Annotated in this window: 15 protein-coding genes; 5 read left to right on the forward strand and 10 right to left on the reverse strand. The window is 66.8% G+C overall.

Annotated elements, in window-relative coordinates; genetic code table 11:
* The 6 genes from ABIB42_RS06240 to purU form a co-directional block, all read right to left on the reverse strand.
* The gene (locus ABIB42_RS06240; protein WP_005670636.1) at positions 1-465 is read right to left on the reverse strand and encodes a tripartite tricarboxylate transporter TctB family protein; all 465 of its coding nucleotides are present in this window, start codon (positions 463-465) and stop codon (positions 1-3) included.
* Positions 466-626: 161 nt separating this feature from the next.
* Positions 627-1,601: a tripartite tricarboxylate transporter substrate binding protein BugD gene (locus ABIB42_RS06245; RefSeq protein ID WP_005670638.1), complete on the reverse strand. Its 975-nt coding sequence runs from the start codon at positions 1,599-1,601 to the stop codon at positions 627-629.
* A gap of 257 nt (positions 1,602-1,858) precedes the next feature.
* Positions 1,859-4,171 (reverse strand): xanthine dehydrogenase family protein molybdopterin-binding subunit, encoded by a 2,313-nt coding sequence (locus tag ABIB42_RS06250; protein ID WP_273028776.1) that lies wholly within the window; start codon positions 4,169-4,171, stop codon positions 1,859-1,861.
* Complete coding sequence (locus ABIB42_RS06255; protein WP_429248077.1) at positions 4,168-5,202, reverse strand: FAD binding domain-containing protein; 1,035 nt, start codon at positions 5,200-5,202, stop codon at positions 4,168-4,170. The genes ABIB42_RS06250 and ABIB42_RS06255 overlap by 4 nt, the downstream gene beginning before the upstream one ends.
* On the reverse strand, positions 5,199-5,726 hold the full coding sequence (locus tag ABIB42_RS06260) for a (2Fe-2S)-binding protein (RefSeq protein ID WP_005670645.1): 528 nt from the start codon (positions 5,724-5,726) through the stop codon (positions 5,199-5,201). The genes ABIB42_RS06255 and ABIB42_RS06260 overlap by 4 nt, the downstream gene beginning before the upstream one ends.
* Before the next feature lie 98 nt (positions 5,727-5,824).
* Positions 5,825-6,715, reverse strand: coding sequence for a formyltetrahydrofolate deformylase (gene purU / locus ABIB42_RS06265; RefSeq protein ID WP_005670647.1), 891 nt, complete (start codon positions 6,713-6,715; stop codon positions 5,825-5,827).
* A 215-nt stretch (positions 6,716-6,930) separates the two neighbouring features.
* Here purU and ABIB42_RS06270 point away from each other — a divergent pair, with 215 nt between their 5' ends.
* Positions 6,931-7,428, forward strand: a complete 498-nt coding sequence (locus tag ABIB42_RS06270) for a GNAT family N-acetyltransferase (RefSeq protein WP_429248078.1) — start codon at positions 6,931-6,933, stop codon at positions 7,426-7,428.
* A 9-nt stretch (positions 7,429-7,437) separates the two neighbouring features.
* Here the strand turns inward: ABIB42_RS06270 and ABIB42_RS06275 are convergent, their stop codons facing one another.
* On the reverse strand, positions 7,438-7,902 hold the full coding sequence (locus tag ABIB42_RS06275; protein WP_312485027.1) for a hypothetical protein: 465 nt from the start codon (positions 7,900-7,902) through the stop codon (positions 7,438-7,440).
* A gap of 182 nt (positions 7,903-8,084) precedes the next feature.
* Between ABIB42_RS06275 and ABIB42_RS06280 the strand changes: the two genes are divergently transcribed.
* Complete coding sequence (locus ABIB42_RS06280; RefSeq protein WP_005670652.1) at positions 8,085-8,381, forward strand: putative quinol monooxygenase; 297 nt, start codon at positions 8,085-8,087, stop codon at positions 8,379-8,381.
* A gap of 193 nt (positions 8,382-8,574) precedes the next feature.
* Positions 8,575-9,198 carry a PEP-CTERM sorting domain-containing protein gene (locus ABIB42_RS06285; protein ID WP_429248079.1) on the forward strand — a complete coding sequence of 208 codons (624 nt, stop codon included), beginning with the start codon at positions 8,575-8,577 and terminating at the stop codon, positions 9,196-9,198.
* A gap of 1 nt (position 9,199) precedes the next feature.
* Here ABIB42_RS06285 and ABIB42_RS06290 read toward each other — a convergent pair whose 3' ends face one another.
* Both ABIB42_RS06290 and ABIB42_RS06295 read right to left on the reverse strand, forming a co-directional pair.
* On the reverse strand, positions 9,200-9,733 hold the full coding sequence (locus ABIB42_RS06290) for an ankyrin repeat domain-containing protein (protein WP_184236022.1): 534 nt from the start codon (positions 9,731-9,733) through the stop codon (positions 9,200-9,202).
* Positions 9,734-9,798: 65 nt separating this feature from the next.
* Positions 9,799-11,007 (reverse strand): MFS transporter, encoded by a 1,209-nt coding sequence (locus ABIB42_RS06295; RefSeq protein ID WP_429248080.1) that lies wholly within the window; start codon positions 11,005-11,007, stop codon positions 9,799-9,801.
* A gap of 106 nt (positions 11,008-11,113) precedes the next feature.
* Here ABIB42_RS06295 and ABIB42_RS06300 point away from each other — a divergent pair, with 106 nt between their 5' ends.
* Together ABIB42_RS06300 and ABIB42_RS06305 are read left to right on the forward strand one after the other, a co-directional pair.
* Positions 11,114-12,028: a LysR family transcriptional regulator gene (locus tag ABIB42_RS06300; RefSeq protein WP_429248081.1), complete on the forward strand. Its 915-nt coding sequence runs from the start codon at positions 11,114-11,116 to the stop codon at positions 12,026-12,028.
* A 67-nt stretch (positions 12,029-12,095) separates the two neighbouring features.
* The gene (locus tag ABIB42_RS06305; RefSeq protein WP_429248082.1) at positions 12,096-12,473 is read left to right on the forward strand and encodes a Rap1a/Tai family immunity protein; all 378 of its coding nucleotides are present in this window, start codon (positions 12,096-12,098) and stop codon (positions 12,471-12,473) included.
* A 10-nt stretch (positions 12,474-12,483) separates the two neighbouring features.
* Here the strand turns inward: ABIB42_RS06305 and ABIB42_RS06310 are convergent, their stop codons facing one another.
* The gene (locus ABIB42_RS06310; protein WP_429248083.1) at positions 12,484-14,628 is read right to left on the reverse strand and encodes a TonB-dependent receptor domain-containing protein; all 2,145 of its coding nucleotides are present in this window, start codon (positions 14,626-14,628) and stop codon (positions 12,484-12,486) included.
* Positions 14,629-14,856: the final 228 nt, after the last annotated feature.

Below are 14,856 nucleotides of genomic sequence, written 5' to 3' on the forward strand. Positions count from 1 at the left end.
TTAATTCCCACCGAGCCAAGGACCAAAGATAGGCATCGGCAAGCCGAGCAGCTTGACGAACAGGCCTACCGCGAACAGGGCGCCGCCGACGGCGAGCGCCACGGCCTTGCCCAGATTGAATTTCTGGCCGGCGTAGCTGCTGATCAGGATCAGCAGGAAGGCCGCCGGCACCAGGCCCGCGTCGCGCACCAGGAAGCCGAACAGCAGCACGGCCACCAGCACCAGCGACAGCTCTTTCCAGTACAGGCGGCCGATCGGCTCGCCCTGGCGGAAGAAGGAGCGCAGCAAGGAAGCTGCGCCGACCAGCGACAGCAGGCCGCCGAGGGCGGTCGGGAAATAGGCCGGGCCCATGCGTCCGGCCGTGCCCATTTCATAGTCCTGGCCGATGACGATGGCGCTCAGGCCGAAGAAGAGAAAGACGATGCCACTCCAAAAATCCTTTGGGTGGCGTATGAATGCTGGCACGTGGTGGTCCCCTTTTTTTGTGATGCAAATGCGGTGGTACAGATGCAATGGTTCGAAGTGTGTTTCAACGACGGTGCTGCGGGTGCGGCAGGTACGACAGCTACAACAAAACGCACCGTCCCGGTGGAACCGGCACAGTGCGTGATATCAGATGCTCATGCTCAGTCGGCGAAAGCGCCGGCTTTCTTGATGATCGGACCCCACAGGTCGATCTGCTGCTTGAGGTGGGTGCGCAGCGCTTCCGGCGTCGCCTGGTTGGTCGGCACCGGTTCGGTGCCCAGGTCGCTGAAGCGCTTGATCACGTTCGGATCGCGCAGCGAGGCGCGCAGGGCGTTCGCCAGCGCATCGACGACCGGCTTCGGCGTGCCCTTCGGCGCGTACAGGCCGTGCCAGACGCCGACTTCGAAGTTCGGCAGGGCGCCGGACGCCAGGGTCGGCAGGTTGGGCAGCGACGGCACGACGGTCTTGGTGGTCACGCCATAGGCCTTGATCTTGCCGCTCTTGATCTGGCTGGTGGTGTTGGTGGTCTGGTCGCACATGAAGTCCACCTGGCCGCCCAGCAGGTCGTTCATCGCCGGGCCGGTGCCCTTGTAGGGCACGGTGGTCAGCTCGACGCCCATCGCGGTCTGCAGCAGCATGCCGCACAGGTGCGAGGCCGAACCCAGGCCGGCGTGGGCGTAGGTCACCTTGTCCTTGTTGGCCTTGACGTAGGTGATCAGCTCCTTCATGTCCTTGGCCGGGAAGTTGCCGCGCGCGACGACGGTCATCGGCACGTCGGTAATCAGGCCGATCGGCTCGAAGCTGGTGATCGCGTCGTACGGCAGCTTGCGGTACAGGGCAGGGGCGGTCGACTGGCCGATGTGGTGCAGGAACAGGGTGTAGCCGTCGGGAGCGGCCTTGGCCGCGCGCGCCGCGCCGATGGTGCCGCCGGCGCCGCCGACGTTCTCGATGATGATCTGCTGCTTGAGGGTGGTGCCCATCGACTGCGCCACCAGGCGCGCGACCGTATCGGTCGGGCCGCCGGCCGCGAACGGCACGATCATGGTGATGGTCTTGTTGGGGTAGTTCTGGGCCTGGGCCAGGCCGCTGCCGAAAGCGGCCAGGCACGCGACAGCGCACAGCATCTTGAGCTTCATGTTTGTCGTCCTCGTTATCTCGTTCTTGGTATGGGATGGCAGTGCGCACCTTTGCGGTGCGTCGCTGCGCTCTAGCGTTGTCTTACGCAGCTAGGGTTGTACCAGTAAACATATTGATATGCAACTACGTGGAAATACGTATGTCGCATGGGTGTGACGAGGTTCAGTAAAAGCTGTACAGCCGAAGGCGAAAATTCGAAAATGATAACGCCGACGGCGGTGGCCGTCGGCGCTTCGATGCCGTCGAGAGACTCGGGTTACACCGGCGCCTGCACCGGCAGTTCGCGATCTCCCATCAGCAGCTTGGCCGGGGTCATCGGCGTGGTGCGCAGGCGCTTGCCGGTCGCGTGGAAGATGGCGTTCGACACCGCCGCCGCCACGCCCACGATCCCGATCTCGCCCACGCCCTTGGCGCCGAGCTGCTTGCTCACGATGCGGTCGTCCTCTTCCACGAAGATCACGTCGATGTCGTGGATGTCGGCGTTCACCGCCACGTGGTATTCGGCGTAGTTGTGGTTCATGAAGCGCCCGTACCTGTCATCGGTATGGGTTTCTTCATGCAGGGCCTGGCTGATGCCCCACACCACCGCGCCGCTGATCTGGCTGGCCGCCGTCTTGGCGCTGATGATGCGCCCGGCCGCGACCGCGCTCACCACGCGGGTCACGCGCACCATGCCCAGCTTCTCGTTGACGCGCACCTCGCAGAACACGGCCGAGTGCACCGCGCGCGTGTACTTGCGCTGCTTGAGCATCTGCGGCGTCATGAAGAATTTCTCCTCCAGGCGGTCGAGGTTGGCGTCGCGCAGCACGGCGGAGAGTTCGACCCGCTGCGCCGGATCCTTCTTCAAGAACACTGCGCCGTCGCCGAACTCGACGTCGCGCATGCGCGCCTTGGCCAGCGGCGAATCCTGCATCGCCGCCGCCATCTTGAGCAGCTGCTTCTTGAGCTTCTCGCAAGCGCCATGCACGCCCGAGCCGACCGTGGCCATGTGCGACGAGCCGCCTTCGATCGGCGCCATCGGCAAGGTCGAATCGCCCAGCTGGAAGGTCACCTGCTCGAGCGGCAGGCCAAGCTGTTCGGCGGCGACGATCGACATCGCGGTATAGGTGCCGGTGCCGATGTCGCTCGCGGCGCTGCTCACCACCAGGCGGCCATCGGCATGCAGCACGGCGGAGACGCGCGCCACCATCACCAGCGAATCCCAGATCCCGGTCGCCATGCCCCAGCCGACCAGCTCGTCGCCGTCCCGCATCGAGCGCGGCTCGAGCGGACGCTGGTCCCAGCCGAAGCGCTCGGCGCCCTGGCGGTAGCATTCGCGCAGCTCCTTGGTCGAGAACGGCTTGTCCTCGATCGGGGCGACGTCGGTGTAGTTCTTCAGGCGCAGGGCCAGCGGGTCCATCTTGAGTTCGTACGCCAGCTCGTCCATCGCCACTTCGAGTGCGTGCACGCCGTGGGCGGCGCCGGGCGCGCGCATGTCGAGTGGCGTGAATCGATCATGCGCGACCACCTGGTAGCCGAGCTTGATGTCGGGACAGGCGTACAGCTGGCCGGACCAGTTGACGATCACTTCCACGTAGTCCTCGAGGCGCGAGGTTTCCTGGATCGCCTCGTGCCAGATCGCCTTGAGCGTGCCGTCACGGTCGGCGCCCAGGCGGATGCGGTGCCAGGTCTCGGGACGGTGGCCGAAGCTGAACATCTGCTGGCGCGTGAGCACCACGCGCACCGAGCGTTTCAGCTGCAGCGCGCCCATCACGGCCAGCGGCAGCTGGTACTGCGGACGCAGGCCGGAACCGAAAGCGCCGCCCACGTAGGGATTGCGCACCGTCACCTTGTCCTTCGAGATGCCGAAGCCGTGCGAGACGTACCAGCGGCTGTTCTGCGAACTCTGGGTCTTGTCGTAAATGGTCAGGTGGCCATCCTCGCCATAGATCACGGTGGAGGCGAACATCTCCATCGGATTGTGGTGCTCGACCCCGTTGTAGTACTGCGAGTCGACCTTGACCGGGGCATTCGCGAACGCCTTTTCGCCGTCGCCGGTGCTGCTCGGCGGCGTGAAGCCGGCCTTCATCTTCTTCGGCTCATAGGCTTCGCCCAGGCGTTCCAGGTGGTTGGTCTCGTGCTCCTCGACGTCGTAGTGCACCCGCACCAGCTGGGCCGCGTGGCGCGCCGCCTCGAAGGTGTCGGCGATCACCAGGGCCACCGGCTGGCCGCTGTAGAAGATCTGGTCCGAGAACAGGGGCCGGAAGGGCGAGCCGGCGGGAGCGGTCATGTCCTTCCAGGCGATGTCGAGGGAGCGCATCTTGGGGCGGTTCTCGTGGGTCATGACGGAAATCACGCCATGCGCGGTGAGGGCGTCGACGGTGTCGATGCGGGTGATGCGGCCCTTGGCGACGGTGCTGCTGACGACGACGCCATAGCACAGGTCGGGCGCGAACACCTCGGCCGCGTACTGGGCCTGGCCGGTGACCTTGGCGCGGCCGTCGACGCGCGAGACGGCCATGCCGCTCTTGACGCGGCCGGTGCCGGCCGGCGCGCTCGGCGCTCGCAGTTCTGGAATCAGGTCGGTCATGCTCGGTCTCCTTCTGGATGGCGGTCGCTGCCGCTGGCGATATCGGTGCCGCGGGCGGCGCTGGTCAAGGCCTGGACGATGGCGTTCTTCGCCAGCGCCGGCTTGAAGTCGTTCTGGCCGAAGCTGCGCGCGCCCTGCAGAATGGTGTCGGCGACGGCGGCGAAGGCTTCCTCGCCGGCCGCCTTGCCCACCAGTTGCGCTTCTGCCGCTTCGATCCGCCACGGCTTGTGGGCGACGCCGCCGAGCGCGATGCGCGCAGCCTTGATCGTGCCGTCGTCATCGAGGTCGAGGGCGGCCGCCACCGACACCAGCGCGAACGCGTAGGACAGGCGGTCGCGCACCTTGATGTAGGCGCTGTGGGCGATGAAGCGGTCGGCCTGCGGGACGGTGATGTGGGTGATCAGTTCGCCCGGCTGCAGGGTGTTGTCGATCTCGGGACGGTCTTCCGGCAGGCGGTGGAACTCGGCGAAGGGGATTTGCCGCTTGCCGCTGCTGGACTGGACGTGCACGGTCGCATCCAACGCGCGCAGGGCCACGCACATATCGGACGGGTGGGTCGCGATGCAGGCTTCGCTGGTGCCCAGGATCGCATGCTGGCGGTTGACGCCATCCCTGGCCGGGCAGCCGGTGCCGGGCTCGCGCTTGTTGCAGGCGGTGCCGACGTCATAGAAGTAGACGCAGCGGGTGCGCTGCATCAGGTTGCCGCCATTGCTCGCCATATTGCGCAGCTGGGGCGAGGCGCCGGCCAGGATCGCGCTCGACAGCAGCGGGAAGCGCTTGCGCACCAGCGGGTCGTAGGCGGTGTCGGCGTTGCGGGCGAGGGCGCCCAGCAGCAGACCGCCGTCGTCGCCGATCTCCACCTTGTCCAGGCCGAGGCCATTGATGTCGACCAGTTGCGAAGGGCGCATCACGCCTTCCTTCATCAGGTCGAGCAGGTTGGTGCCGCCCGCGATCGGGCGCGCTTCGCCGGCGCTCAAGGCCGCCAGCACGCCGTCGAGGTCCTTCGATTGGGTGAAGGTGAATGGATTCATGCGAGCACCGCCCCGGTCGTGAAGGCGGGCTTGTCGCCGCTATCTTTCTTGCGCAGGTCCATCACCTGGACCACGGCGTCCGCGATCTGCGGATAGGCGCCGCAACGGCAGATATTGCCGCTCATGAGTTCGCGCACGTCATCGCGCGACCTGGCCTGGTCCTCGTTCATCAGGCCCACGGCCGAACACAGCTGCCCAGGGGTGCAGTAGCCGCACTGGAAGGCGTCGCAGTCGATGAAGGCTTGCTGGATCGGGTGCAGGTCTTCGCCGTTGGCCAGGCCTTCGACCGTGGTGATCTCTTTACCGTCCTGCATGACCGCCAGGGTCAGGCAGGAATTGATGCGCTTGCCGTCCACCAGCACCGTGCATGCGCCGCATTGTCCCTGGTCGCAGCCCTTCTTGGTGCCGGTCATGCCTGCGCGCTCGCGCAACAGGTCAAGCAAGGTCACCCAGGACTCGACGTTGAATTCGCGGTCCTGCCCGTTGATACGCAGGCGGACCGGATACTGCTGGTGAAGTTCCATGGTCATTCCCCTCTATGAGAAGCCATGACCTTACCCGTGCAGCCGGGTGCGTCACAGTTAGGTGACGCACCTATTCTTGAGGTAACTTGTTATTTTGCTCAGGGACCGCGGAATACCACTGTTTTGTTGCCGTCGACAAAGACGCGGCGTTCGATGTGGAATTTGACCGCCGCCGCCAGCGCCAGGCACTCGTTGTCGCGGCCGACGCGGGTCAGCTGGTCGACCCGGTAGTTGTGGTCGACCCTGGTCAGCACCTGCTCGATGATCGGGCCCTCGTCGAGATCGGGCGTGGCGTAATGGGCCGTCGCGCCGATCAGCTTGACCCCGCGGTCGAAGGCTTGCTGGTAGGGTTTGGCGCCCTTGAAGCCGGGCAGGAAGGAGTGGTGGATATTGATGCACTTGCCGGCCAGGCGCCGCGCCAGCTCGTCCGACAGGATCTGCATATAGCGCGCCAGGATCACGAGTTCAGAGCCGGTCTCCTCGAAAATCTCGAACAGGCGCGCCTCTTGCTGCGTCTTGTTGTCCTTGGTGACCGGCAGGAACACGAAGCGGATGCCTTCGCGTTCGACCATCGGGCGCAGGTCGAGGTGGTTCGACACCACCGCCGTGATCTGCATGTTCAGTTCGCCGTTACGGCGGCGGTACAGCAGGTCGTCCAGGCAGTGGTCGGTCTTGGAGACCATGATCACGGTGCGCACCGGATCGAGCGGGTCGAACATCTTCCACTGCATCTCGAGGCGGCCGGCGACCAGGTCGGCGAACTCGCTGCGGATGCGGTCGATCGGTGGGGAGTTTTCTTGCTGGCGAAACACGGCGCGCATGAAGAAACGCGCGGTCGAATCGTCGTCGAACTGTTCCAGCGCGCAGATATAGCAGTCGCGCTCGGCGAGGAAGGTCGCCACGGCGGCGACGATGCCGGTGCCGGCCGGGCAGCTGGCGTTGAGGATGTATTCGATGCGGCCGGCGGGCGCCGGGGCGATGCTGCTCATGGGTGATTCCTGTCGGTTAGGGGCTGGATGCGAAGTGCCCGTCCGTCACGCGACACCGGCCAGGTGGGACGGCGGCAGCTCTGGTTTCCGGCGCCGCCGGGTCGGCAGCGCCGGCAAGGCGATGTTGTCAGAATGTATAGAATGATGGATGTGGCCGATGTCGTCAAGCGTGCATGTCAGGCGTGCTACCATGCGCGCTTTTTTCCAGAGTTCCGATGCCGACGCCAACGCATATCCGTCCGATGCTGTTCGCCGATCTCGATGCCGTGCTGCGCGTGCAGGCGGCCTGCTATCCGCCGGCGATGCAGGAAGCGGCGGCCGTGGTGCAGGCGCGGCTCGATGCGGCGGCCGCCACCTGCCTGGTCGCATGCGACGCCGACGGCGTGTGCGGCTACCTGTTCGCCTACCCGTCGCGCCTGGGGCGGGTCACCGACCTGGGGGCGGCGTTCGAGATCGCCCCGGACGCCGACACGCTGTACCTGCACGACCTGGCGGTCGATGCGCGCGCGCTCGGACGCGGGCTGGCGCGGGCGCTGGTGGAGCGCTTGCTGGACCTCGGCCGCGATCTGGCGTTGTCCCATGCCGCGCTGGTCTCGGTGCAGGACAGCACGCGCTTCTGGAGCTGCTTCGGCTTCGCGGCGCGGGCCACCGGCGATGCGGGCCTGCTCACGTATCCGGCGGGAGCGCTCTACATGGCGCGCCCGCTGGCCTGACTCACTGGATCATTCGACGCGGCGCACCTTGGCCGAGGCGTTGGTGCCGTCCACGCGCATGAAGATGGTGCCGAACAGATTGCGTTCCATGCTGACCTTGACGTCGGTGCGCGGCGCCAGGACCGCGTCGCTGCCGTCGATGACGCGCCACACCTGGCCGTTGGCCAGGCGGATCCGGGAACCCGGGCCCCAGCCTTCGAAGCTGCCCACGATGGTGCTCTGCACCGACTGGGGCTGCTCCTCGCGCTGTTTCACCGCTTCCATGCCGAAGTTTTGCTCGGCGCGGGCCGCCGCCACTGGCGCGCCAGCCGCCTGCGCGCCTGCCGCGGGACTGGCCGCGCCAAGGGGAATCGCGTCATAGCAGGCCACGCGCGCCGCGACGTCGCTCACGGCGCGGCATTTCAGGAGCGCGGCGTCGTTGGCGAGCGCGGAACCGGAGGCAAGGAGCAATACGGCAAGAGGCAGGGCTTTCATCGGAATCCTAAGTAGTGGTGGAAGCTCGCCCGCGGGCGGGGCCGGGGCGGCTACGATTATAGGGGATGCTGATGCCGGAGTGGAAATCGCGGGCCGGCCGGCAGATGCGCGCGGTTCATCCTATACTGCGTGGCGGCGCCAGGCACTCCCAAGCCATGGCGCCTCCGACACGAAGGAAGAATATGAACCAGCAAGTGACGATCATCGCCACCCTGTACGCCAGGGCGGGCCAGGAAGCCGCGCTCGCGGCGCGCATGCACGCGATGACGATGGAAACCCGCAAGGAAGCCGGCTGCATCCTGTACGAGCTGCAGCGCTCGACCGAAGACCCGCGTGAGTTCATCATGGTGGAATACTGGCGCGATGCCGAGGCGGTGGCGCTGCACGACGCCAGCGCGCACATGGCGGCCCTGGTGGCCGACCTGCCGGCGCTGGTCGAGCGCCCGGTGGCGGTGCGCAAGTACACGCCCGCCGGCTGAAGGCGGGAGGGCCTCGCCGGCAGCCACTGTCTGGACCTGGTCCGAACGGATGAGCTGTCGAGATATTTAACACTCGCCGCCTACGTATTGACAATCGGCGAAAAATCTTTCGTCAAATCAAGGAGTTGCTGAGGCGAAGGTCACAGGCCCGGTTCTTGCTCATCCATAGTGAGTAACCATGAGGAGCATGTCGATGTGGCGTATCACCCCGTTGTTGTTCGCGGCCGCACTGCTGGCCCAGCCGGCGCAGGCCACCGTGACCTATTCCTGGCAGCAGGTCGAGGCATCCGAGTCGATGCCGCCTGGCCTCAACCTGGAGCTGGTGTTTTCCGATGCGGCGGTCGCGCAGGGCAGCCTCTACCTCGATTTCACCAATATGTGCGACCTGGACGGGCCGTGCCTGGATCCCCAGGACAGCCTGCTGTCGCTGCGCTACTGGTACGAAGAGCCGTTCTCGGGCGAGTACCGGCACAACTACATCGACTACGGCTACCGCCAGCTGCCGCAGCACTACTATGACAAGATCAGGCTGGACGTGACCTTCCTGCCTGGCGGCGTGCTCAGCGGCGAGATCTTCGCCACCGACGGCAATTCGCACTTCACGCTGGGCAGCACGGGCAGCCTGTTCACGGTGCTGAACGCGCACAGCGACGAGCCGTTCGGCTGCGCCTACGAAAGACCGGCCTGCTCGGGCTCCACCGGCCTGCTGGTGGGCGAGCCGCTCGAGGGCGAAGTGCCCGAGCCGTCCAGCGTGCTGCTCGCCGGCCTGGGCCTGGCCGCGGCCTGGCTCACCCTGCGCCGGCGGCCAGGGCGCTGACTCAGGCTGTCGGCGCCAGCAGCGCCGCGGTGTCGGCCGCGCCCATGCGCTGCGCCGCGTCGAAGGCGCTGACGCCGTCGGCATCGCGCCGTGACGGGTCGGCGCCGCGCTCCATCAGCAGGCGGGCGATCTCGACCCGGTTGAACATCGCGGCGAACATCAGCGCGGTCTTGCCGGACGGTCCCGCATGGTCGGCGATGGCGCCGTGGTCCAGCAGCAGCTTCGTCACCGCCAGGTCGCCCTTGAAGGCGGCGCCATGCAGCGGGGTCTGGGAAGCGTCGTTCATGAGTTGCGGATCGGCGCCGTGCTCCAGCAGCACGCGCGCGGCGTCGTGGTGGCCGTGGTAGCAGGCCAGCATCAGGAGGCTGTCGCCGCGTTCGTTGCGCAGATTGGGCGGCAGGCCCTGGGCCAGCAGGGCGCCGAGCGGTTCGGCTTCGCCGGCGCGGGCGTGCTGGAATACCTTGCGCACCCATTCGAGGGTGGCTTCGTCGAGTTCCGCCGGCGCGGCCGGCGGGGTGGTGTCATTGGCTTGCATGCGTGTTCCTGGTGTCGGTGCGATGCTTGATTAAATCACATCCGGCTGCGACACGCAGGCGCGCTTCAGGCTTGCTGGCGGCTGGCCGTGTGCTCGGCCGCTTCCCACAGCCAGGCCGGCAGGGCCAGCGCCGGCAGCAGCATGCCGGTCACCAGCGCCGCATGCCAGCCATACTGGGCATAGACCCAGCCGCCGAGCGCCGAACCGAGCGCGCCGCCGGCGAAGAACAGGGCGAAGTACAGGCCGTTCAGGCGGCTGCGGATCTCGGCGCCGAGGGCGAACAGCGCGCGCTGGCCCAGCACCAGGTTGGCGGCGACCGCGGCGTCGAGCACGATGGCGGCCACGGCCAGCAGGCCGAGCGCCAGCGGCTTCGAATGGGGAGCGAACAACGGTAGCAGGAAGCTCAGCGCGCCGACCGCCAGCGCGATCGCGGTCGCGCCCAGGGTATGGCCGGCATCGGCCAGGCGGCCGGCGATCGGCGAGGCCACCGCGCCGGCCATGCCGACCAGGGCGAACAGCGCGATCCCGTTCTGGCTCAGGCCGAAGTCCGGGCCGGACAAGGCTTGCGGGGCCACGGTCCAGAACAGGCTGAAGGCGCCGAACAGGCCGGCATGGTACAGCGCGCGGCGCCGCAGGACCGGGGTGTTGGCCAGCACCGGCCACAGCGAGGCGATCAGGGCGCCATAGCGCTGGGTGGCGGCCGGCCGGCGCTGCGGCAGCTTGAGGTGCAGCACCACGGCCAGCAGCAGCACCAGCGCCGCGGCGATGCCGAACACGGCCTGCCAGCCGCCGAAGCCGGCCAGCACGCTGGCCACCGGCCGCGCCACCATGATCCCCAGCAGCAGGCCGCTGACCACCTTGCCGACGGTCTGGCCGCGCGTCGCCTCCGGCGCCAGATGGGCCGCGAACGGCACCAGCACCTGGGCCACCACGGCGCCCAGCCCGATCGCCAGCGCCGCCAGCAGGAACTGCCAGGCCGTGCCGGCGTTCGCGGCCAGCGCCAGCGCGGCGCCGGTGGCGACCAGGCCGCTCACGATCAGGCGCCGGTTTTCGAGCAGGTCGCCCAGGGGCACGATGAACAGCAGGCCGAGGCAGTAGCCGATCTGGGTGAGGGTGACGATCAGGCCGGCGGCGCCCGGAGGCATGCCGAGGGCGGCCCCGATCGGGCCGACCAGCGGCTGGGCGTAATACAGGTTGGCGACGATGATGCCGGCGGCGGCGGCCAGCAGCAGCGTCATGTCGCTCGATATCCGTGCTTCGGTGTTGATTGTCATGGCTTGCTCCTCGATAGGGTAGTCGAACAGTTCCATTCTAGGCAGGCATGAGGCAAAGATAATTAGTGCATAATGCCCACATACAATTCATATAATCTGAACAATCATGGACAAGGTGAAGGCGATGCGGACCTTCGTGCGGATCGTCGAGGCGAACAGCTTCACGAAGGCCGCCGAATCGCTCAACCTGCCGCGCGCCTCGCTGACGGCGACCATGCAGAACCTCGAGCGTCACCTTGGCGCCCAGCTCCTGCAGCGCACCACGCGCCGGCTGTCGCTCACGCAGGACGGTGAGCGCTACTATGAACAATGCGCCGCGATCCTGGCCGCGATCGAGACGGCGGAAGCCGATTTCCTGGGCGTCGACGGGCGCCGCATGCAGGGACGGCTGCGGATCGACCTGCCGGGCGCACTGGGCCGCGCCATCGTGCTGCCGCGCATCGCCGAGTTCCGCCGCGCCTGGCCCGGCATCGACCTCTCCATCGGCATGGGCGACCGCCTGGTCGACCTGACCGGCGAAGGCATCGACTGCGCGCTGCGGGTGGGCGAGCTGCAGGATTCCAGCCTGGTGGCGCGCCGCATCGGCCTGATGCGCTTCGCCGTCGCGGCCACGCCCGACTACCTGGCGCGGCGCGGCGTGCCGGCCTCGCTCGACGAGCTGGCGGGGCACGAGGGCATCGTTCACTTCTCGGGCCGCACCGGGCGCGCCTTCGAGTGGGAATTCCAGGAAGCGGATGGGCTGCGCAAGGTCGCCGTGAAAGGGGGAATCGCCATCAACGACGCCGACGCCAACCTGATTCTCGCCTTGCAGGGCCTGGGGCTGACCCAGCTGGCGCGTTACCAGTTGCGCGCGCATGCGGGCCGGCTGGTCGAGGTGTTGCCGGGCGTGCCTCCGACGCCGATGCCGGTGTCGCTGCTGTATCCGCAGGGGCGTATCGCCAATCCGCGTCTGCGCGCCTTCGCCGACTGGCTGGCCGAGGTGTTCGAGGCCGACCCGGACCTGCGGCTGGCGCACGATTGAGGGTCCGCAAGCGGCGGCAGGGAGCGGCGCAGCACGATGGAAGGCCGAATGTTTGTCAGGAGCGGCAATGACAGCGTGCGCCTGGATCGGGATCGCGGCCTGCTTTCCGCTGTGGGCGCAGGCATCGATTCCCTACGTCTACCCATTCAATGCGATGAGCGGCCAGGAAGTGGTCGAGCACCGGCTCAAGGAACCGAAGACCCAGCTCGACTATATCAACCGCGAGAAGGTCGAGGCCTACCTCAATGGCATCAAGGACGGCGCCCACGGCCGCGAATGGTGCCTGGCGCGGCCCGTGCTGCCCGACGAACTGAACCTGGCCGTGGTGCGCCGCCTGAAGGCGACGCGCAAACCGGCCGAACTCAAAGAGAACGCGGCGCCGCTGGTGCTGGCCGAGCTGCGCCGGCGCTTCCCCTGCCCGAAGCCGGGCAAGAAGAAGCGCTGACCGGTGTGCGTCAGAAGTCGACGTTCATCGACACCCACAGGCGCCGGCCATCCATATTGTTGACATACACGCTGCTATAGGTCGGCGCCGCGGTCGGCGACGACTGGTAAGGACGGTAGTCGACGAAGTCCTTGGCGAGCAGGTTGTAGATCGCGGCATTGATCGAGATGGCCGGGCTGAGCTGGTAGGCGGTGCCCAGGTGCAGCATGCCGTAGGCCTTGTAGTCGCCCAGCGTCGCCTTGGCAGCGCGGGTGGCGGCCGAGGTGCCCGGGTCGCGATAGCGCTCGCTGCGGTACTCGGCGCGCAGCCATGTGTTCCATTGCTGCGTGATGTCCCAGGTCAGGCGCGCATTGAACGCGTGCTCGGGCGTGTCGGATAGCGGCTTGCCGGCGCTGGCGCCGCTTTTCTGCTCGCTCTCGGTATAGGTATAGTTCGCGCTCGCGGCCCAGCCGGCGGCGATGGGGAAGCGGGTGGCCAGTTCCAGCCCGCGCGTCACCGCCTCGTCGACGTTGATCGACTGGCCGAAGGCGTCGACGTTCGGCCAGTTGCCGAAGCTGACGCAACCCGGGCGGTTGGGCGCCAGGCGGTAGGAACAGTTCAGCAGGCCGGTGCCGCTGGTGATCTTGTCCTCGAACTCGTTGTTGAACACGGTCGCGTTGGCGGTCCATCCGGCGCCATTGTCGAAATAGGCGCCGAGTTCGGTGGTCACGCTGGTCTCGGGTTTCAGGTTCGGGCTGCCGACCAGGGGAATCGTGCCCTGGCCGCCGAAGCCGTTGATGCCGGGCGAGAGCTGCTCGACGCGCGGCGTCTTGTAACCCTTGCTGATGCCGCCCTTGACGGTCCAGCGCGGCGACGCCGTCCACACCAGGTAGGCGCGCGGGCTGGTCTGGCCGCCGAAGATGCTGTGGTCGTCGTAGCGCGCGCCGAGGGTCAGGGCCAAGCGCTCATGGAAGCGCCATTCGTCTTCGAGGAACAGCGCCTTTTGGGTGAAAGCGAATGCTTCGGGCGCGACGCCGTCGATCATCTCGGCATCCCAGTGCTGGGCGCCGATGGTGGTCAGGTGATTTCCCCATGGGACCATCAGCTTGGTGTCGAACACCTTGCTTTCGACTTCCAGCGTGCGCGCGCTGCCCGCCACCATGCCCGGGGTGCCGGGCGGGATGGTGCGGCCGATGGTTTCGGTCTGGTTGACCATATAGCTGCTGTCCCAGGTGCCGAACGGCAGGCGCGCCTTGTAGGCCAGGGTCGCCTGGTCGCGGTTGTACTTCTGTTCGGGGCCGTAGCCGCCTTGCACGCTCTGGGTGCCGACCTGGCCGCGCGAATTGTCGTAGGTCTGGCGGGTGCGGTCGGCGTCCAGGGTGAATTCGTGGTAACGGTTGGGCGTGAACGCCAGCCGCGCGCCGACGTTGTCGACCTCGGCCTTGACCGGGTTGGAACCCATGTTCAGGTTCACTTCGCCGTTCTGGTTGTCGTAGCTGAGCGTCGCTTCGTCGCGGCGTAGAACGCTGCCGCGCAGCGCCAGGCCCAGCACGTCGCTGGCGATCGGACCGTTGAGGTAGAACTTGGCGCCCTTGACGTCGCCGAACCTGGATTCCTCCTGCAGGGTGTAGTCGGCCGACACCGTGCCGCCCCACTGCTTGCCGACCTTGCGCGTGATGATATTGATGACGCCGCCCATCGCATCCGAGCCGTACAGGGTCGACATCGGACCGCGGATGATCTCGATGCGTTCGATCGCGCTGACCGGCGGCATGAAGCTGGTCGAGGTGCCGCCGAAACCGTTCGGGGTCACGTTGCCGGCCGCGTTCTGGCGCCGGCCGTCGATCAGGATCAGGGTGTAGTCGCTCGGCATGCCGCGCACGCTGATGTTCAAGCCGCCGGTCTTGTCGCCGGCGGCGGCGACGTCGATGCCTTCCACGCTCTCCAGGGCCTGGGCCAGGTTGCCGAAGCGTTCCTGCTCGAGCTGTTCGCGGGTCAGCACGGTGATCGAGGCCGGCGCTTCGCGGATGGTCTGCTCGAAGCCCGAGGCCGAGACGACGACGGTCGCCATGTCGGCCGGGACCGCATTGGCATGGGCGGCGAAGGGCAGGGCGCCGATGGCGAGGCTCAGGAGCGAACGGCGCAGCAGCGGGGCGTGAAGGGTTGGGGTAGGCATCATTTATCCGTAGTTGTAGTTAAGAGCGTGTATTTACAGGTGTAAAGATATGTAAAGAGGTCAGGCCGGCAACATTCTAAACACAAATACGAATCATTCCCATTCTTATTTTTAGCCATGCCGGATGGATGAGGGAGTCAGATAGGGCTATCTCTGCCGGTGGTCGCAATGAAGACCTGTTGTCGGCTATCATGCCGGGTGCGCCAGGGACGAGGCTGTCGGTCCCCG

It is taken from the genome of Massilia sp. UYP32 (assembly GCF_050434365.1).
Taxonomy (GTDB): Bacteria; Pseudomonadota; Gammaproteobacteria; order Burkholderiales; family Burkholderiaceae_D; genus Telluria; species Telluria timonae.

Excerpts from the sequence above, each read along its gene's own strand:
- ABIB42_RS06245 (WP_005670638.1), bottom strand. The coding sequence starts at position 1,601 with ATGAAGCTCAAGATGCTGTGCGCTGTCGCGTGCCTGGCCGCTTTCGGC.
- ABIB42_RS06255 (WP_429248077.1), bottom strand. The coding sequence starts at position 5,202 with ATGAATCCATTCACCTTCACCCAATCGAAGGACCTCGACGGCGTGCTG.
- ABIB42_RS06260 (WP_005670645.1), bottom strand. The coding sequence starts at position 5,726 with ATGGAACTTCACCAGCAGTATCCGGTCCGCCTGCGTATCAACGGGCAG.
- ABIB42_RS06295 (WP_429248080.1), bottom strand. The coding sequence starts at position 11,007 with ATGACAATCAACACCGAAGCACGGATATCGAGCGACATGACGCTGCTG.
- ABIB42_RS06270 (WP_429248078.1), top strand. The coding sequence starts at position 6,931 with ATGCCGACGCCAACGCATATCCGTCCGATGCTGTTCGCCGATCTCGAT.
- ABIB42_RS06310 (WP_429248083.1), bottom strand. The coding sequence starts at position 14,628 with ATGCCTACCCCAACCCTTCACGCCCCGCTGCTGCGCCGTTCGCTCCTG.
- ABIB42_RS06300 (WP_429248081.1), top strand. The coding sequence starts at position 11,114 with ATGGACAAGGTGAAGGCGATGCGGACCTTCGTGCGGATCGTCGAGGCG.
- ABIB42_RS06285 (WP_429248079.1), top strand. The coding sequence starts at position 8,575 with ATGTGGCGTATCACCCCGTTGTTGTTCGCGGCCGCACTGCTGGCCCAG.
- purU (WP_005670647.1), bottom strand. The coding sequence starts at position 6,715 with ATGAGCAGCATCGCCCCGGCGCCCGCCGGCCGCATCGAATACATCCTC.
- ABIB42_RS06280 (WP_005670652.1), top strand. The coding sequence starts at position 8,085 with ATGAACCAGCAAGTGACGATCATCGCCACCCTGTACGCCAGGGCGGGC.
- ABIB42_RS06250 (WP_273028776.1), bottom strand. The coding sequence starts at position 4,171 with ATGACCGACCTGATTCCAGAACTGCGAGCGCCGAGCGCGCCGGCCGGC.
- ABIB42_RS06305 (WP_429248082.1), top strand. The coding sequence starts at position 12,096 with ATGACAGCGTGCGCCTGGATCGGGATCGCGGCCTGCTTTCCGCTGTGG.
- ABIB42_RS06290 (WP_184236022.1), bottom strand. The coding sequence starts at position 9,733 with ATGCAAGCCAATGACACCACCCCGCCGGCCGCGCCGGCGGAACTCGAC.
- ABIB42_RS06275 (WP_312485027.1), bottom strand. The coding sequence starts at position 7,902 with ATGAAAGCCCTGCCTCTTGCCGTATTGCTCCTTGCCTCCGGTTCCGCG.